Origin of the sequence: Phyllobacterium sp. (assembly GCF_037994425.1) — a bacterium.
In the GTDB taxonomy this organism is placed as follows: domain Bacteria; phylum Pseudomonadota; class Alphaproteobacteria; order Rhizobiales; family Rhizobiaceae; genus Phyllobacterium.
Genome location: NZ_JBBNAM010000348.1, coordinates 19,726 through 36,820, shown reverse-complemented (window position 1 = coordinate 36,820; position 17,095 = coordinate 19,726). Strand labels below are relative to the sequence as shown.

Genomic DNA, 17,095 nt, shown 5'->3' with positions numbered 1-17,095 from the left:
ATCGTATGTAGTTGAGCGGGGGAGGCGCCTTCATGACATTCCTTTCAAAGACAGTTTCACGGCGATTGCCAATTTGGCAATGACGAAGAGATCATTACATGACCCTGTTTTTTTTGGCCATTGACGTTAAACTTATCGCGTGATCGCCGTGAGCTCGCAGTTAACATCCCAGCAGTGACGAGCGGTGCACGATCGCTGCCGCGCTGCATGCAGTAGGGGGCAGCAACGCACATCAAAAGGGCGAAAGGCGGTTTCGATGAGCCAGGAAAGGCGTGGCGGTGGACGGCGATCGCGGATGGCGCGCAACGGTACCGGTATTCCCCAGCTGCCTTGGCAGAATGTGGAGAACAACTACGCGCCAATGCAGATGCTCGATGATGAGCGTATGGACGCCCTGCATCGAAATTCCATGCGTATTCTTTCGGAACTGGGAATTCGCGTAATGAGCGAGAAAGCGATGTCGCTCTTCGAGAGAGCCGGCGCTATCGTCGATCGGGAGAATATGACCATCCGAATCGACGAATCACTTGTTAATGCTGCATTGGCGACGGCACCCTCTTCCTTCACACTGACGAGCAGAAACAAAGACAAGCAATTGCATATTGGCGGCACCGCCATGGCTTTCGGCCTGGTTGCTGGGCCCCCCAATGTCCATGACCGAATCAATGGCAGGCGTCAGGGCAATATTGCCGATTACCAGAACTTTACTCGTCTGGCCCATCACTTCAACGCGATCCACATTCTCGGCAATCAAGTCTGCGCACCGATAGAGCTGCCGGCTAATTCTCGCCACCTCGACACCTATTACACAAATCTGACATTAAGCGACCTCTGTTACCACTGCACTGCGATTGGCCGCGGGAGGGCCGTCGACGGTATCAACATGATGGCAATATCACGCGGAATAAGCGCCGACGACATGCGCGCCTCGCCGGGGGTGATCACCATCATATCGGTGAACTCGCCGCGGCTGTTCGATGATGCGATGGCGGATGGACTTATCGCGATGGCCGAGCACGGACAACCGGTTACGGTCACACCCTTCACGCTGATGGGCGCCATGACGCCGGTCACGCTGGCCGCGGCGCTCTGCCAGCAGAACGCCGAGGCATTGTTCGGCGTGACGCTGGCGCAACTCGTCAACCCGGGTGCGCCTGTCATGTACGGCGCCTTCGCGTCGAATGTTGACATGCGCTCGGGCGCCCCGGCTTTCGGCACGCCCGAAAACACCAAGGCCAACATCATCGCCGGACAACTCGCCCGGCGCTACCGGCTTCCGTACCGGACGTCCAACGCTAACGCCTCCAACGTCGTCGATCTCCAGGCGGCGTACGAGACGGAGATGGCAACCTGGGGCGCGGTTCTCGGCGGCGCCAATCTCATATACCACGCGGCGGGCTGGCTGGAAGGCGGCCTGACGGCTTCCTACGAGAAGCTCGTCCTTGACGTCGAAATCCTCCAGAATGTCATGGAGTTCCTGCGCCCGGTGCCGTTCGCTGAGGACGATCTCGGCTTCGACGCGATCAAGGCGGTCCCTGCTGGCGGGCATTTCTTCGGTTCCGAACATACGATGTCTCGTTACGAGACTGCGTTCTATCAGCCGATGCTCTCGAACTGGCAGAATTACGGCAGCTGGCAGGAGGCCGGCGGGCATGACGCCCTTGAACGGGCAACCGACATCTGGCAACAGGCGCTGCGCGACTATGAGGAGCCCCAGCTCGATCCGGCAATCCGGGAAGAACTTGATGCTTACATCGCGCGGCGACGTGAGGAAATCGGCACGGGAGAACCGTAAGTACGGGAGAAAGATGTGCAGCAGCCGGGGCGCGAAATACGCTTTGCAGTTCTGATGTTTCCAAACTTTCCGCTGATGGCTTTCAGTTCGGTCATAGAGCCCCTGCGCGCCGCAAATACGCTCTCGGGCGACAAACGCTATTCCTGGATCACCGTCGCGGCAGGCGGCCGGAAGATCGTCGCATCCAGCGGCATTGGCATAGAACCGGACTACGATATTCGCAATGCGCCTCTGGTCGATCGCATCGTCGTCTGTTCCGGAGGCGACGCTGACCACCTTGTCGCTGCAGACGAATTGGCCTGGATTCGCAAGAACCTGAGAGCCGGGGCGGAGCTCGGCGCGGTCGCCGATGCCGCGTTCTTTCTGGCGCGCAACGGCCTGCTCGACGGTCACGCCTTCACGCTTCACTGGACCAGCCAGCCGGCCTTTCGCGAGGCCTTTCCCAGCCTCGACATGCGTTCTGATCTTTATGTGATCGACCGGCGTCGCTTCACCTCGGCGGGTGGCGTCGGCAGTCTCGACATGATGCTGGACATGATCGCCACGGACTATGGGGGCGGCCTCGCCGGTCAGGTGGCTGGCTGGTACATGCATAGCCCGCTGCGCGCCAGCGTTGATCGCCGCATGATGCCGCTGCGCATCAGGACGGGGATACGCGACGAACTCGTATTGGCGGCGGTCGCGATCATGGAAGAAAAGGTGGAAGACGTTCTGCGCATGGATATGCTGGCCAGGCAACTCGGCGTATCGGCCGACAAGCTGGAACGGGCATTCCGGTCCGAGCTGTCGATGCCCCCAAATACCTATTACCGCAGCATGCGGCTTCGCCGCGCCGCCGACATGCTGACCCACTCAAACCTCCCGGTCAACGCTGTCGCCCTTGCCTGTGGCTTCGCAAATGCGGCCAATTTCTCAAGGGCGTTCAAAGCTGAATTCGGCTACGTGCCGCAGGGGGTGCGCCGCAGGCGGTCGATATCCGGCGAAGCGCCGCGTCTTGCGGCGATGTCGTGATTCAATTGCGGAGTTGCGCATATTTTCTGCGGAACGCGCGCAAGGCCGCCTGTCACCGGTTCTCCATTCTGCATCGAAAGGAGAACACTTCATGAGCATTGTCGTATTCGATCCCGATAGCGTGGAAGACGTGGATTTCAAGGACCGCATGCGCCATCCGGCGGCTGCCGATCCCGGCGGCGGGATGTGGCTTTCCGACACGGAGCCCTCCTTCATCAATGCCGACGCACTGCGTCGGGGTCGCCTGAGCAAGCTGCGCGCCTGGATGCGGGACGCCGGCTACGGAGGAGTGGTCTTGTTTGACCCGTACAACCAGCGCTACGCGACTGGCTCGCGCAACATGTTCGGGTATTTCCTGCGCAATTCGACCCGTTACTTCTTCGTTCCGACCGAAGGGCCAATTGTGCTTTTTGAATATCCGCAGAGCTATCACGTCTCCATGGTTCTCGATACCATAGACGAGGCGCGGCCTTCCAAACTCGTTTGGTCGTCCGTATCCGGCAAGGATGACGAGACCGCCGGACCATTTGCGGATGAAATCGCCGACCTTTTGAAACAGTATGGCGGCGGGTCGATGAAACTCGGTCTGGATCGCTGCAGCCATCTGCAAGCCCTGGCGCTGGAGAAGCGTGGCTGCGAAGTCAAGGACTGCCAAGGCGAAATACTCGCCGTCCGCGCCGTGAAGACGCCCGAAGAGGTCAAATGCCTGCAAGTTTCGATGGCCGGAGCCGAGGCAGCCGTCGCCGCGGTGCGCGAGGCCATCAAGCCGGGAGTATCGGAAAACGAACTGTTCGCGATCATGTATCACGAGGTTATCCGTCAGGGCGGCGAGTTCATCGAGACGCGGCTTTTGACCTCGGGCCAGCGCACCAATCCCTGGTTCAACGAAGCCAGCGGGCGGAAGATCCGGCCGGGAGAACTTGTAGCGCTCGATACGGACACGATCGGCTGCTATGGCTACTATTCCGACTTCTCGCGCACCTTCCGCTGCGGACCGGGCAAACCGACGCCCTACCAAAAATCGCTCTACCGTATGTCCTACGACCAGGTCCAGCACAATATTGGCATCGTAAAGCCTGGAATGGCGTTCCGCGAGATAGCCGAGAAGGCTTGGAAAATTCCTGAGCGCTTTGTCGATCAGCGTTATACTTCTGTCATGCACGGCGTCGGCATGCACGGAGAGACGCCGTTTATTGCCCACTCGATGGACTATGAAACCTACGGTCGAGACGGTCACCTCGTCCCCGGCATGGTCGTCTCCGTCGAAAGCTACATCGGCGAAAAGGGCGGCCGTGAGGGTGTCAAGCTCGAGGATGAAATCCTGATCACGGAAACCGGCACGGAACTCCTGTCGCGTTTCCCCTATGAAGACGAATTTCTGAGCGGGGAGATTTGATGAAGCGACCGCTTGCCCTTTCGCGCGGCAAGGTAGCCGCCATGTTCATCGACCTGCAGGAAGAGCACCGGCGCGACAAGCGCTATCTTGTCGATGGTTACGAGGCAATTCTGGCGAATGTGGCAAGGCTGCAGAAAGTGGTACGGCGCAACGGCGTGCCTGCCTTCCACTGTGCCTATATCGTCGACCTTGAGGCGCATGCGCGACCCTTTCATCCCGTGGAGGCAAATGGCAAATCCGCCTTCAGCGCTAAGGGCGATCCGTTGACGGCAATTTGCGCCGAGGTCGGCCCCGACAGCAGCGAGACGCTGATCATCAAGAATGAGGCAAGTGCCTTCGGCCTGAGTTCCCCGATCGACGCGCTAAGGGCATCGGGCATTGAATGGCTGGTCGTGGCCGGCGTCTGGACCGAGGCCTGCGTGGATGCGACCGTCAAGGACGCTATCAACCTTGGACTGCGCGTGCTGCTCGTCAAAGATGCGTGCGGCAGCGGTCAGGCAGCGATGCATCAGACGGGCATACTCAATCTAGCCAACCGGCTCTATGGCGGCGCCGTGGTCGATACGGACGCCGCGTGCCGTCTGCTCGATGGCGAAACGGCCGCCGCCTGGCAGCTCGAGGGCTCGGTGCCTCTTCGTTACACTTTCGCAAATGCGTCAGAGCTTTATGGGGAACTTTAAAAGAACAGCCGTAACGGCGGATCGGACCGGATGGAGATACTCAAATTCATTGCTGACAACATCAATGTCATCGGCACGCGGGCGCTCGAGCATATCTCGATCGTATTCGTCGCCGTCGGCATTGCGATCGCGACCGCGGTTCCGATCGGCATCGCCATTACCCAGTCAAAAAGCATGGCCGACACGGTCCTCTATCTGGCCTCGATGATGATCACCGTGCCTTCCATCGCGCTCTTTGGGTTGATGATCCCGCTGTTGTCACCGATTGGTCACGGTATCGGCTACGTGCCTGCGGTCATCGCCGTCATCCTTTATTCGCAGCTTCCGATCATCCGCAACACCTATACAGCCATCGCCAATGTCGATCCGGCCTTGCGCGAGGCCGCCAAGGGCATGGGAATGAGCACATGGCAGCGGCTGCGCCAGGTGGAAATACCGCTCGCCATCCCGGTGATCATGGCTGGCGTTCGCACGGCAGTGGTCATGAACATCGGCGTGACCGCCATCGCCGCCTATATCGGAGCAGGGGGGCTCGGCACATTTATCTCGCGCGGCATAAGTCAATCGGACCCGAGGCAGCTGGTGACCGGCGCCTTGGCCGTGTCCTTGTTGGCGATCGCCGCTGATCTGTTTCTCGGACTGCTGCAACGGCTGCTGACATCCAAAGGCATACAGAGCGGGGCAGAACGATGATCAGGCTTGAACATCTGACGAAAATATTCGGTCATCCCACGAGCGGTTTCGTCGCTGTCGACGATATAAATCTCGATTTGCCGGCCGGAGAGATCTGCGTTCTGCTCGGGCCTTCGGGCTGCGGCAAGACCACGACAATGAAGATGATCAACCGGCTCATCCAGCCGACGAGCGGCAAGGTCTTCATCGACGGCAAGGATACGAGCGCGATCGATCCCATCGAACTGCGACGGTCAATCGGCTATGTGATCCAACAGATCGGTCTATTTCCCAACAAGACCATCGCCGACAACATATGTATCGTTCCGGATCTTCTTGGCTGGGATCGCAAAAAGTCGCGCACGCGCGCGGAGGAACTTCTCGAACTCGTCGGCATGCAACCCGATCTTTTCCTCAAGCGCTACCCTAAGGAGTTGTCGGGCGGACAGCAGCAGCGTGTCGGGGTGCTGCGGGCGCTCGCCGCCGACCCTCCGGTGATGCTGATGGATGAACCTTTCGGCGCCATCGACCCCATCAACCGCGAGGTCATCCAGGACGAATTCCTGAAGATGCAGCAGGCAATCCGCAAGACGATCATTTTCGTGTCGCATGATCTCGACGAAGCGGTCAAGATGGCCGACAAGATCGCCATCTTCCGCAGCGGCAAACTCGAGCAATATGCGAGCCCGGACGAGCTTCTCGCCAAGCCCGCCAACAGCTTCATCGAGAACTTCCTGGGATCGGACCGGGCCCTTAAAAGGCTGCGGCTGGTGAGGGTCTGCGATGCCATGCTGACGACGTTTGACAGCGTCAGGCGGGACGATCCGATCGTGGCCGCGCGCGACATGATGCACAGGTCCGGACTTCCTGCAGTTCTGGTTGTCAATCCTGACGGCGTTGCGGAGGCTGTCATCAAAAAGGAAATGGCCGGGCACGCGAGCGGCAGTGTCGCTGATCATCTAGGGCCAGTCACCGCATCCGTATCCGTCAATGCGGATCTGCGCAACGCGGTCGCGCTCATGTTTGCGCATGATATGCCTGTGCTTCCCTGCATCGACGATGCCGGGAAGCTGAAAGGTGTCATGACCTATCGTTCGATCGTCGCCAATCTCGCCGGTGGAGACGAAGCATGAGCGCGGTGGCGGCGAGCGATACAGCAGCAGTTGCAACGAGACCCAGTCGGGCGGCTCCAATCGTGCTGTTGGCAGTGCTTGCCGCACTTATATACTGGCTTTGGGCCAGCGGGATGGCCGATGAGATCCTCGCCTACTGGGATGACATCACCTATCTGAGCCTGCAACACCTGGAGCTTGTCGCCTGGTCGGGAGGCCTTGCCATCCTTGTCGCCATCCCGGTTGGAATAATTCTGTCCCGCCCGTTTTTCCGCACTTTCTCGGAGGCGGCGATGCAGGTGTTCAACATTGGCAGCACCGTTCCGACGCTGGCCATCCTTGCCCTGTCCATGACCCTGCTCGGCATCGGTATCGTGCCTGCAGTGTTCGGATTATGGGCCGCAACGCTCCTTCCCATCGTGCGCAACACCTATGCGGGCCTACGCGCCGTTCCGCCGCACCTCGTGGAGGCGGCTCGCGGTATGGGCATGACACCCTCCCAGGTGCTTTGGCGGGTTGAATTCCCCAATGCACTTTTCGTCATTTTTGGCGGTATCAGGACCGCGCTCGCAATCTGTGTCGGTTCGGCGCCGCTGGCGTTTCTGATCGGCGCGGGCGGTCTTGGAGAGTTGATCTTCACGGGCATCGCGCTCGACGAACTGCCGATGATGATGGCCGGCGCAATTCCGACGGCGCTGATCGCTGTAGCGGTCGATTTCCTGGTCGGCCAGACCCAGTACTACCTCGTCCCGCGAGGCATCAATCCCCTACGCTGAAATTATAACGAAGAGAGGAACGTGAACATGGCATTGATATCGAAACTTACCAAATCGGTCTTGTCGGCCGTCGCATTCCTGATGATCGGCGGGCCGGTCTGGGCCGACACGCTGACCGTGGGCGGCAAGAACTTTACCGAGCAGTTGATCCTTGCCGAGATGACCAAGCAGTTGCTTGAAAGCAAGGGCTACACCGTCGACAAGAAGGACGGCATGGGGACAAAGATCGTCCGTGCTGCTCTCGAGAATGGCGAAGTCGATCTCTACTGGGAGTATACGGGAACATCGCTCATAACGTTCAACAAGGTGACGGAACGCATGTCACCGGAAGACACATACAAGAAGGTCAAGGAACTTGATGCCGAAAAGGGCTTGGTATGGCTGGCGCCGTCGAAGGCCAACAATACCTATGCCTTTGTCGTCCGATCCGACAATCCGAAGACCGACGGCATGAAAACCATCTCTGATCTCGCGGCTGGTTACAAGGCCGGCACCGCAATCATGATGGGCACGACAGCAGAATTTCCCAAGCGCCCCGATGGCTTGATCGGAATCCAGGAAACCTATGGCTTTGAAACCGGACGAGCCAATGTGCGCCCGATGGATCTCGGGCTGGCCTACAATGCACTTGCCAACAAGGACCTCGACACGATCGCGGCGCAGGCGACTGACGGACAGATAGCCGCTCTGAAGCTGCGCGTGTTGACGGACGACAAGGGCTTCTTTCCGAACTATGCCTTGACGCCTGTCGTCCGCAAAGACGTTCTCGACAAGCATCCTGACCTGAAAGAGACGCTCGAAGCGATCTCCACCAAGCTGGACGATGCGACGATGCAACGTCTCAACAGCGAAGTCGACGTCGATAAGAAGACGATCGAGACGGTTGCTGGCGAATATCTGAAGTCCATCAGCATGTGACCGACCGCTCATGCGCGCAAATGGATATGGCCAACTGGCCATGTCCAGCGCGCAACCGGCACCCTTCGCGGTACCTTTAACTCGAATAAGGAAGCTGCAATGAAACTCGCCTCATGGATCATAAGTGCCGCCCTGGCGGTGACCATCTCATTTTCGACTGCGACGGCAGGCCAGGCCGAGGGTCTGAAGGTAGGTGGTAAAGACTTCACCGAGCAGTATCTGGTCGCTGAAATGACGCGGCTATTGCTGGAAAAGAAAGGTTACACCGTCGAGAAGAAAGACGGTCTCGGTACCAGTATTGTGCGCGCTGCTCTCGAAACGGGCGAGGTCGATGTCTATTGGGAATATACGGGCACTTCTCTCGTCACGTTCAATAAGGTGACCGATTCGCTTACTCCCGAAGAAACCTACGCGAAGGTCAAGGAACTCGACGCGGCCAAGGGACTTGTCTGGCTTGCACCCTCGAAAGCCAACAACACATACGCACTGGCGATCCGGCAAAACAACCCGAAGACAGACGGCATAACGACACTCTCCGACCTTGCCAAAGCCTACAAGGACGGCAAAGAGGTTCTGATGGGTGCTACCGCAGAATTTCCGAAACGCGAAGACGGCCTCATCGGCCTTGAAAAAAAGTACGACTTCAAGGCCGGACGCGCCAATATTCGGCCCATGGAGATCGGTCTCGTCTACAATGCGCTTGCCAACGGCGACATTGACGTTGCGACAGTCGGTGCAACCGATGGCCGTATCGCTGCGATGAAATTGATCCTCCTGAAGGATGACAAGAATTTCTTTCCGAATTATGCGCTGGTTCCCGTCGTCCGCAAGTCCACGCTGGACGCTCATCCGGATCTCGAGCCGCTCTTGGACTCGCTGTCTGCCAAGCTCGACGATGCCACGATGCAGCGTTTGAACGGTGAAGTCGACGTCGAGAAGAAGCCGATCGAGACCGTGGCCAAGGCGTATCTGGACGAAGCAGGGCTGCTCTAACCAGGTGGTATTTTCGATGCAGCCCGACTACTCGCAGTTGATCGATGCCGAAACGTGGGCTTTCATCCGACGCATTAACGCGTTCTATCCGCCCGAGGCCATCCACTGGCCGATCGAGCGCAACCGTGAAGTGTACGGGCGCATGTGCCGCCAATTCCATGCGGCGATGCCAGTCGGAATTTCGGTCTTAACGACCGCTATCATCTTGCCGGACCGAATGGTGCCGATCCGGGTGTACACCAGTGAAGGCGGGGATGCAGCCGCGGCGGTGCTTTACTTTCACGGCGGGGGATTCATATTGGGCGGCCTCGACAGCCACGATGATATCTGCGGCGAGATATGCGCCAAGACCGCCATGACCGTCGTGTCGGTCGACTACCGCCTCGCACCCGAACATGTCGGCACGGCCGCGTTCGACGACGCGCTCACGGCTCATGATTGGGCTCACGCCACCTTCCAACTTCCTCTTGTTCTCGTGGGAGAGTCAGCAGGCGGCACCATCGCCGCGTGCCTCGCCGGTTTTCTTTCTGACCGCGGCCAGGCGCCAAAGGGCCAGGTTCTTATCTATCCTCTGCTCAGCGGCGTCAATGAGGGACCATCATATGACGCGCATGCATTTGCGCCGCTGCTCTCTGCGGCCGATGTCGAATACTATCGGAGCGTCCGTGGCAAAAACACTGAAGAAGACCCGCTCTTCACCCCGCTGGCGCGCGCCTCGTTTAGCGGATTGCCGCCGACGGGCGTCTTTGCAGCGCAATGTGATCCGTTAGCCTCGGATGGTGACATTTACTGCAAGCAGATCGTCGCGGCGGGGGGAATTGCTTGGGCCGAACAAGCGCCGGGCCTGCCGCATGGCTACCTGCGAGCCCGCACCACCTCGACACGGGCGCAGCAGGCCTTTGATCGCATCGCAACGAGTATCGCCACGCTTGGTCGCGAGGCCCGGCATCACGATTACCAGCATAACCGGATCGACAGCGCGTTCCGGCAACTCTCATGAGGAAATTCAAAAATGGCAAAAATTTCAAAGGTTCGCACGCGGCCGCTCGTCCTGCCGCTCAAGCAGCCATACCACTGGTCCTATGGCATCCGTGACTCTTTCGCGGTCAATCTCATCGAAATCGAAGCTGACAACGGAATGGTGGGTATCGGGGAATGTACGGTTGCGCCGGACCAGGCTGGAACAGTCGCCATCCTCAATCGTCTTGTCAAACACCTCATCGGCCAGTCCCCTCACGATGTGGCGCCGCTGATCGCGCGTACATTCAACCAAGAGTATCTCGGCTATGGCGCCAATATCATGCGCGCTGCCAATCAGATGTTTTCCGGGATCGACATGGCCATGTGGGACTTGCAGGGCAAGCTTGCCGGTCTCCCGGTTCATAAACTACTGGGCGGCGCCCATCGCAAGGCTGTTGGCTATTTCTTTTTTCTCCAGGGCGAAACGGCTGAAGAACTTGCGGCTCATGCCGCTGAGGGTTATGCGGCTGGTGAGCGGGTCTTCTATCTGAAGGTTGGCCGCGGTGAGAAAATTGATCTCGAAATAACTGCCGCCGTACGGCGGGAAATCGGGGATTCCCGTCTGAGACTCGATGCCAACGAGGGCTGGAGCGTCCATGACGCGATCAACATGTGCCGCAAGCTCGAGAAGTTCGATATCGAGTTCATCGAACAGCCGACCGTTAGTTGGAGCATTCCTGCCATGGCCCATGTGCGGGAGAAGGTTGGCATACCGATCGTCGCCGACCAGTCGGCTTTTACGCTTTACGACGTATATGAAATCTGCCGTCAGCGCGCGGCCGACATGATCTGCATCGGACCGCGCGAAATTGGCGGCATCCAGCCAATGATGAAAGCCGCTGCAATCGCCGAATCGGCCGGACTGAAGATCTGCATTCACTCATCCTTTACGACCGGCATAACCACATGCGCCGAACACCATATCGGGTTGGCAATCCCGAATCTCGACGATGGTAACCAGATCATGTGGCAACTTGTGCAGAAGGATATCGTCGCTTCCCCCGATCTTTCGCCCCGCAATGGCTGGCTGGACGCATTCCAGGGACCGGGCCTCGGATTCGAGCTCGCCCCGTCACTCATCGAAGCAGGTGAGAAGCGCTACGCCGAGGCTGCATGAGCATAACAGTTAAAGCTGTAAGTGAACTCGAGCGGGTTGCTTTGGCGGCCCTGCTCGCCCACGGCACAAACCCCAAAAATGCCGGGCCGGTAGCACGGGCCATCGCCCTTGCGGAAGCCGAGGGGAATTCCGTCTGCGGTCTGTTCTATCTTCCGATCTTTTGCGAGCATTTGAGATGCGGCAAGGTGGACGGAACCGCGACGGCAATTGTGGATGTCGATGGGCCCATCGTACGCGTGGATGCAGCATTTGGCTTCGCGCACCCGGCAATCGCTGCAGGCCTTGTACCCCTGGTCGCAGCCGCTCAGAGTTTCGGCATTGCTGCCCTGTCGGTACGCAACTCCTATAATTGCCTGGCGTTGGGTCACCATGTGCGGCCGATCGCCGATAGCGGACTTATCGGCATATGCATGTCAAATGCGCCGGCATCGGTGTCTCCGCCGGGAGCGCGAGAGCGGCTGTTTGGGACCAATCCCCTTGCTTTTGCTGTCCCCTCGATCGCTGGAGAACCTATTCTGGTCGATCAAAGCATGAGTGCCGTTACCAAGACAGCGATGATTTTGCGACGCCAGCGCGGGGAAGCCATTCCCGAAGGCTGGGCCCAGGACCGGGCGGGCAATGCTGTTACTGATGCCGCTGCCGGCCTTGAGGGTTCCCTGCTGCCGGCAGGGGGCCAGAAAGGGGCGAACATCGCATTGCTCATAGAACTTCTTGCCGCAGCGCTGACCGGATCACAGCTGAGCGTCCAGGCCAGTTCGTTTGGCGACAATGAAGGCGGCCCGCCCTCGGTAGGACAGTTCTTCATCGCCATTGATCCAGGTCATTTTGCGGGCCAAGAATTCGCGCGTTTGACGAGTGAACTCGCGAGCGCTTTCGACATGGCAAGGGTGCGGATGCCTGGCTCTGAGCGCAAACTCGCAACGTCCGTTCAGCTCGAATCCAATCTGTGGCGGGAGGCCTGCAAACTCGCCGCTCTTCGGATCTGACGGGGCACTTTAAAAGCCTGACGATGCGCGAGGACTGGCAGAATCGTGGCTGCAAGATGGGGTGAGATCAAAAACGGCTGGTGGATCGGGCAGCGGGTTTATTCCGCAACATCTCGCGTCGATTGAAAATCGCCCGGTTCGCTGTAAGCCCCCGGCGTACACACGGAAATGCGGTATCCAACCCGCGTATAAGAGTTTGCAAACCGTCGTCTTGACGCCGGTCTCTTACATTGCGCATTTGCCACACCACGCAGGACCAGCCATTATTGGCGGGACGAACAGTCATGGCCACGCCGCTTGCAAATGAACATAAGAGAGTTTCATTGCTATCAAAAACCAACTGCGCTGTGATGAACCAGCCGATTGGCGAGGCCTGCAACCGGAACAGGGAGCAATATTTTGGCGACGACCGCGGCCCTGGCAATTTTACTTCAATAACAGCTGGGTCCGATGTCGGATTGGCAAAGCATCGTTCGTCCTTAGGCCGCATATTCCGTCAAATTGGAGAACGACACGACCATGCCGAACACCATACGCCTGCATCGCGTTCTGGCAACAAACCCAGAAAAGGTTTATCGCGCCTTTATCGAGGCGGATGCGCTCGCCAAGTGGCTTCCGCCCAACGGTTTTGCCTGCACAGTACATCACTTGGAACCAAGGGTCGGCGGCACGTTCAAAATGTCGTTTCGAAATTTTACAACAGGCACGAGCCACGCGTTTGGCGGCGAATATGTCGAGCTCGTTCCAGGTGAACGCCTACGATACACGGACAAATTCGACGACCCTAACCTCCCTGGCGAGATGGAGGTGGCTGTGACGCTTAAAAAAGTGTCGGTCGGGACCGAGCTGCATATAACGCAAGCCGGTGTGCCAGACGTTATACCAGCTGAAGCTTGTTATCTCGGTTGGCAGGAGTCGCTGAAAAACCTGGCAAGGCTTGTCGAGCCGCAGATTAACGAATAGCGCATCAGGCTTGAGTACTGTCAGAACCGGATCGCGTTTTAGTTTCACGCGATCCGTGTAAGACCACCCAACGAGCTCAGTCTGGGATGCGGGCGATGACCTTGATCTCGAAGTCGAAGCCCGCAAGCCATGTCACACCGACAGCGGTCCAGTTCGGATAAGGCGGCTGACTGATAAACTTTTCACGTACCGCCATGACGGTCTGAAGCTGGCTAGCCGGTTCAGTGTGAAAGGTGGTCACGTCCACAATGTCGTCCAGGGTACAGCCGGCAGCTTTGAGGACCGCCACGAGATTTTCAAAGGCCAATTGCACCTGTCGCTCGAAATCGGGCTCGGGCGAGCCGTCGGAGCGGCTTCCCACCTGACCGGAGACGAACAGGAGATCGCCAGAGCGTATGGCTGCCGAGTAACGGTGCGCTTCATAGAGCCCATGCCGGTTGACCGGAAAGAGGGCTTGTCGTTGGATCATGGCTGCATTCCTTTTGAACTTCACGCTCGAGGCGCAAAATGATATACGTCTCGTATGTCAATGGATAACACATGCGTATCGTATGTCAAATCGGCATACGCACCGTATGCCAAACCGGGAGATGATGGTGATCACCAAGCGCCGTTCGCAGATGATGGAAGAAACGCGAGCAAAGCTGATAGGCGCTGCGCGCAAAGCCTTCGCCGAAAAGGGCTACGCAGCTGCCTCGATGGACGAACTGACCGCCGATGTCGGTTTGACGCGGGGTGCGCTCTACCACAATTTTGGTGACAAGCGGGGACTGCTGCAGGCCGTGGTCAATCAGATCGACGTGGAGATGGCGGAGCGTGCAAGGGTCGCAGGCAGCCGTGCCGCGAACGACTGGGATGGACTTCTGGCCGAGGGGGTCGCCTATATCGAGATGGCGTTGGAGCCAGAGATCCAGCGTATCGTGCTGCTCGACGGACCGGCCGTCCTCGGCGATCCCTCGCACTGGCCCAGCCAGAGCAGCTGTCTTGAGACGACGACAGATAAGCTAAGGGTACTGATTGCCCAAAAAATCATCAAGCCCGTGGACGCCGAAGCGGCCGCGCGGCTCTTAAATGGCGCCGCCCTTAACGCTGCGCTTTGGATCGCTGCAAGCCCTGACCCGCAAGACGTGCTCGCCAGAGCCGTCGAGGCGTTTCGGTGCTTGGCTTCGGGCCTGCTGCAGCGCGCCGTTTGATTACGGCAGCTGCCGGGATCAGAGGAGTAACCGCCCGCATCAACAATAAGTGTTATTTGACACTTCATCCATCTCGCGTTGAGATCACGGCATGGGAACGGGCGCACGGGTCATTTTACGCGTTGTTATCGCAGTCGCATTATTTGCGGCCATCGGTGTCGGATGGCTCTCACTTCAACATTCAAATTTCGAGCGCGACCGCACCATATCGGAGTGGAAATCGCTTTCCGAGACGGAAAGCCTTTTAAAGCAGAAGCCTGTTCCTGAAGCGTGGGCAGCGGGCGTGTTTGTTTCGGAGCGGGGATTAAACACCGCGCTTCAAAGCCTGAAGGACGCACAAATTGCCTATGACCCCGAGTTTAAGGCAGATGAGGACACTGTCGTAACTCTGCGGACTATCACTGCCAACTTTCAACCTGGTTTCGCCTGGGTATACCTACGCCTTGACGCCTATTCGAAGAAGCGAAATCTGACCGTAAAGTTTGCTGGCCAGGCCTCGCTTGTTTTCAAAGGGATAGAAGAGGGGGAGGACGGGAACGCCCAAGCCGTCTTCGCAATCTCTCTGCTAAGACTCGATCCCGAATTCGGATGGGGATGGTTCAATGTCAAGTTGCGAGGATTTGCGAGCGAGCTCATCGAAACGGGTCTCATGCTGAAGCTCACCGAGGCCGTCAACATGAAGCTCCCGTTCAACAACACCATCACTTACGATCTGAAGCACGATCTGACGAAGACCTTTGCGGTCCGCGATCCGCAAGACGAAAACTGGATCAAGGTGCAGATCACCGTTCCGTCATATGAGCTGTCGGCAAAGATTCACACTGCCAACGCCGTCGTCCTCGACGGCGGAATATGGCTGCTGACCGATTTCAACGAAAGACCTGTGGCAACCAGTATCAACGAGCCTCCTCCCGAGATCGGGGCTGACGTCATCAGGAAGCGGAAAGATCTGCAGCAAATCCGGATGCCGAAGTTAAACGATGCAGATATTGCTCTTTGGATAAACGGAACAGTTGCGCGCCTCGGTCAAGACAAATTCAATCAACTCCCCGCTGCAAACAGGACTGCAACCGTCAAGTCGGTGCAATTCAAAGGCCTGCTTGCTGACCAGAAATGGAGAGACGATATTCTAGGCGAGGGTGGGATCATCGCCGCGCTTCCCAACAAAGGTGCAGTTGCGGCAACAGTCGTAGTCAATGAAGTCCGCATGTCCTGGACCAAAGGCAGACGCTTGAAGCTTTCGTTCAATGCGCAGGCCGATGCCAGGGCATCCATAGATCTGCATGTCGACCCCTTGACAGGAAAAGGGGTCGGCACGACGGTCGGCCTGCTCGGAAATACAGCCGTAGCATCCGAGATTGATGCAGGCATCGAAATTAGCGAGGTGGGCAGCAATAAAGTCGTAATGCTAAAGCCCAACATCGGTTGCCGCGACATCAAGCTGACGCTTAAGACGGACGGAAAAGCCAGATTTGAAGAAGCTTGGGTATCCGTTCCATCGCTCGGAGCAAACGTTACTCTTCCCGTTGGCATGCAGACAGCCGCTGATGTCCTCATCTTCAGTGATTTGCCCTTTCAAACCCGGGGCCGTGGACCGGGCGGCAAACCCCTCAATGTCAAGAACGGGAACGACCACTTCCTGTTTACATCAGCGTGGACCACGGCCGATTATGAATTCGTACCGAAGCGGGTCGAAGGTGACGATGCGGGCCTTTGGATAACAGCCAAACTGCTCACGAAATTCCTTGACTCCGAAGCGGCAGGCTTCGATCGCGCCGCTCAAGAAAAGAAACTGGCGACCTCAGCAAGCGAAGGACAGGTCATGCTCAACTGCCCGGGCGAGCCCGGCTTTGCCCTGACGATCGGCGATCTTGAATTCGGCGATGACAACGAGCTCGTGAAATTCTTCCAGGAACGCGGGCTGCCGTTGCCGCAGATCCGCGGTGGGGTTGGCGGCACGGGGCCTACGATACCATCCCCGATAGCGCCCACTCCCGAGCCGACAATTCCGAATATACCCTCGCCAATCGCGCCTACGCCCGATCCCGCGGTTCCGAACGCACCCTCGCCAATCGCGCCTATGCTCGATCCCACTAGTCCGAAAATACCGTCCCCAATAGCGCCCACTCCCGGCAACCCGGTAGACATGTTGCGCGACCTCTTGTGACGAAGACGCTGTCGAAACAGCGTTTTGTTCAGACCGAAAGGGGGCCACCGAACACCACCGGATCGATGACGAACCCGGCAAAACTGTTTTCCCTGGCAGGGCCGGTCATCCAGCTGAAGACCAGCAGCATGAGGGCCTTTGAGGTAGCCGAACTGTTACCCAACCGCCGCCGAAGCCTGAACCGCTCGTCCTTTGATTTAAGGACGCTTTATTCCCAGGTAAACGTCGAAGCGTTCAAACAATACACTTGAAAATACAGATTTACATTTGTAAGGTGGTTTCACCTCACAATCGCA

The 17,095-nt window shown here is 58.0% G+C and carries 17 protein-coding genes; 16 read left to right on the top strand and 1 reads right to left on the bottom strand.

Features of this window, described 5'->3' with window-relative positions; translation table 11 throughout:
• Window positions 1-256 precede the first annotated feature (256 nt).
• The 13 genes from AAAB35_RS23225 to AAAB35_RS23165 all read left to right on the top strand — a co-directional run bounded on the left by AAAB35_RS23225 (window position 257) and on the right by AAAB35_RS23165 (window position 13,439).
• Complete coding sequence (locus AAAB35_RS23225) at window positions 257-1,795, top strand: trimethylamine methyltransferase family protein (protein ID WP_340670640.1); 1,539 nt, start codon at window positions 257-259, stop codon at window positions 1,793-1,795.
• A 54-nt stretch (window positions 1,796-1,849) separates the two neighbouring features.
• The gene (locus AAAB35_RS23220; protein WP_340670642.1) at window positions 1,850-2,806 is read left to right on the top strand and encodes a GlxA family transcriptional regulator; all 957 of its coding nucleotides are present in this window, start codon (window positions 1,850-1,852) and stop codon (window positions 2,804-2,806) included.
• Between the two features lie 91 nt (window positions 2,807-2,897).
• The gene (locus AAAB35_RS23215) at window positions 2,898-4,202 is read left to right on the top strand and encodes a Xaa-Pro peptidase family protein (RefSeq protein WP_340670639.1); all 1,305 of its coding nucleotides are present in this window, start codon (window positions 2,898-2,900) and stop codon (window positions 4,200-4,202) included.
• Entirely contained in the window at window positions 4,202-4,882 is a 681-nt protein-coding gene (locus AAAB35_RS23210; protein WP_340670638.1) for an isochorismatase family protein, read from the top strand. Before AAAB35_RS23215 ends, AAAB35_RS23210 begins: the two co-directional genes overlap by 1 nt.
• A gap of 30 nt (window positions 4,883-4,912) precedes the next feature.
• A complete protein-coding gene (locus tag AAAB35_RS23205) occupies window positions 4,913-5,575 on the top strand; it encodes an ABC transporter permease (RefSeq protein WP_340670637.1) in 663 nt (220 codons plus the stop codon).
• The gene (locus AAAB35_RS23200; protein WP_340670636.1) at window positions 5,572-6,687 is read left to right on the top strand and encodes an ABC transporter ATP-binding protein; all 1,116 of its coding nucleotides are present in this window, start codon (window positions 5,572-5,574) and stop codon (window positions 6,685-6,687) included. The genes AAAB35_RS23205 and AAAB35_RS23200 overlap by 4 nt, the downstream gene beginning before the upstream one ends.
• A complete protein-coding gene (locus AAAB35_RS23195; RefSeq protein ID WP_340670635.1) occupies window positions 6,684-7,442 on the top strand; it encodes an ABC transporter permease in 759 nt (252 codons plus the stop codon). The genes AAAB35_RS23200 and AAAB35_RS23195 overlap by 4 nt, the downstream gene beginning before the upstream one ends.
• A gap of 27 nt (window positions 7,443-7,469) precedes the next feature.
• Window positions 7,470-8,360 (top strand): glycine betaine ABC transporter substrate-binding protein, encoded by an 891-nt coding sequence (locus AAAB35_RS23190; RefSeq protein ID WP_340670634.1) that lies wholly within the window; start codon window positions 7,470-7,472, stop codon window positions 8,358-8,360.
• 99 nt (window positions 8,361-8,459) lie between these two features.
• Window positions 8,460-9,353 carry a glycine betaine ABC transporter substrate-binding protein gene (locus AAAB35_RS23185; RefSeq protein ID WP_340670633.1) on the top strand — a complete coding sequence of 298 codons (894 nt, stop codon included), beginning with the start codon at window positions 8,460-8,462 and terminating at the stop codon, window positions 9,351-9,353.
• A gap of 16 nt (window positions 9,354-9,369) precedes the next feature.
• Window positions 9,370-10,353, top strand: coding sequence for an alpha/beta hydrolase (locus AAAB35_RS23180; protein WP_340670632.1), 984 nt, complete (start codon window positions 9,370-9,372; stop codon window positions 10,351-10,353).
• Window positions 10,354-10,365: 12 nt separating this feature from the next.
• The gene (locus tag AAAB35_RS23175; RefSeq protein ID WP_340670631.1) at window positions 10,366-11,490 is read left to right on the top strand and encodes a mandelate racemase/muconate lactonizing enzyme family protein; all 1,125 of its coding nucleotides are present in this window, start codon (window positions 10,366-10,368) and stop codon (window positions 11,488-11,490) included.
• Window positions 11,487-12,476, top strand: a complete 990-nt coding sequence (locus tag AAAB35_RS23170; protein WP_340670630.1) for an Ldh family oxidoreductase — start codon at window positions 11,487-11,489, stop codon at window positions 12,474-12,476. Before AAAB35_RS23175 ends, AAAB35_RS23170 begins: the two co-directional genes overlap by 4 nt.
• A 519-nt stretch (window positions 12,477-12,995) precedes the next feature.
• A complete protein-coding gene (locus AAAB35_RS23165) occupies window positions 12,996-13,439 on the top strand; it encodes an SRPBCC family protein (RefSeq protein ID WP_340670629.1) in 444 nt (147 codons plus the stop codon).
• 76 nt (window positions 13,440-13,515) lie between these two features.
• On the opposite strand, the gene AAAB35_RS23160 is transcribed toward AAAB35_RS23165, so the two are convergent.
• Window positions 13,516-13,908, bottom strand: a complete 393-nt coding sequence (locus AAAB35_RS23160) for a RidA family protein (RefSeq protein ID WP_340670628.1) — start codon at window positions 13,906-13,908, stop codon at window positions 13,516-13,518.
• Window positions 13,909-14,038: 130 nt separating this feature from the next.
• Here AAAB35_RS23160 and AAAB35_RS23155 point away from each other — a divergent pair, with 130 nt between their 5' ends.
• From AAAB35_RS23155 to AAAB35_RS23145, 3 genes are all read left to right on the top strand, one after another.
• Window positions 14,039-14,632, top strand: a complete 594-nt coding sequence (locus AAAB35_RS23155; protein ID WP_340670641.1) for a TetR/AcrR family transcriptional regulator — start codon at window positions 14,039-14,041, stop codon at window positions 14,630-14,632.
• Window positions 14,633-14,723: 91 nt separating this feature from the next.
• Window positions 14,724-16,799, top strand: coding sequence for a hypothetical protein (locus tag AAAB35_RS23150; RefSeq protein ID WP_340670627.1), 2,076 nt, complete (start codon window positions 14,724-14,726; stop codon window positions 16,797-16,799).
• Window positions 16,796-17,050: a hypothetical protein gene (locus tag AAAB35_RS23145; protein WP_340670626.1), complete on the top strand. Its 255-nt coding sequence runs from the start codon at window positions 16,796-16,798 to the stop codon at window positions 17,048-17,050. The genes AAAB35_RS23150 and AAAB35_RS23145 overlap by 4 nt, the downstream gene beginning before the upstream one ends.
• Window positions 17,051-17,095: the final 45 nt, after the last annotated feature.

Excerpts from the sequence above, each read along its gene's own strand:
- AAAB35_RS23225 (WP_340670640.1), top strand. The coding sequence starts at position 257 with ATGAGCCAGGAAAGGCGTGGCGGTGGACGGCGATCGCGGATGGCGCGC.
- AAAB35_RS23220 (WP_340670642.1), top strand. The coding sequence starts at position 1,850 with ATGTTTCCAAACTTTCCGCTGATGGCTTTCAGTTCGGTCATAGAGCCC.
- AAAB35_RS23215 (WP_340670639.1), top strand. The coding sequence starts at position 2,898 with ATGAGCATTGTCGTATTCGATCCCGATAGCGTGGAAGACGTGGATTTC.
- AAAB35_RS23210 (WP_340670638.1), top strand. The coding sequence starts at position 4,202 with ATGAAGCGACCGCTTGCCCTTTCGCGCGGCAAGGTAGCCGCCATGTTC.
- AAAB35_RS23205 (WP_340670637.1), top strand. The coding sequence starts at position 4,913 with ATGGAGATACTCAAATTCATTGCTGACAACATCAATGTCATCGGCACG.
- AAAB35_RS23200 (WP_340670636.1), top strand. The coding sequence starts at position 5,572 with ATGATCAGGCTTGAACATCTGACGAAAATATTCGGTCATCCCACGAGC.
- AAAB35_RS23195 (WP_340670635.1), top strand. The coding sequence starts at position 6,684 with ATGAGCGCGGTGGCGGCGAGCGATACAGCAGCAGTTGCAACGAGACCC.
- AAAB35_RS23190 (WP_340670634.1), top strand. The coding sequence starts at position 7,470 with ATGGCATTGATATCGAAACTTACCAAATCGGTCTTGTCGGCCGTCGCA.
- AAAB35_RS23185 (WP_340670633.1), top strand. The coding sequence starts at position 8,460 with ATGAAACTCGCCTCATGGATCATAAGTGCCGCCCTGGCGGTGACCATC.
- AAAB35_RS23180 (WP_340670632.1), top strand. The coding sequence starts at position 9,370 with ATGCAGCCCGACTACTCGCAGTTGATCGATGCCGAAACGTGGGCTTTC.
- AAAB35_RS23175 (WP_340670631.1), top strand. The coding sequence starts at position 10,366 with ATGGCAAAAATTTCAAAGGTTCGCACGCGGCCGCTCGTCCTGCCGCTC.
- AAAB35_RS23170 (WP_340670630.1), top strand. The coding sequence starts at position 11,487 with ATGAGCATAACAGTTAAAGCTGTAAGTGAACTCGAGCGGGTTGCTTTG.
- AAAB35_RS23165 (WP_340670629.1), top strand. The coding sequence starts at position 12,996 with ATGCCGAACACCATACGCCTGCATCGCGTTCTGGCAACAAACCCAGAA.
- AAAB35_RS23160 (WP_340670628.1), bottom strand. The coding sequence starts at position 13,908 with ATGATCCAACGACAAGCCCTCTTTCCGGTCAACCGGCATGGGCTCTAT.
- AAAB35_RS23150 (WP_340670627.1), top strand. The coding sequence starts at position 14,724 with ATGGGAACGGGCGCACGGGTCATTTTACGCGTTGTTATCGCAGTCGCA.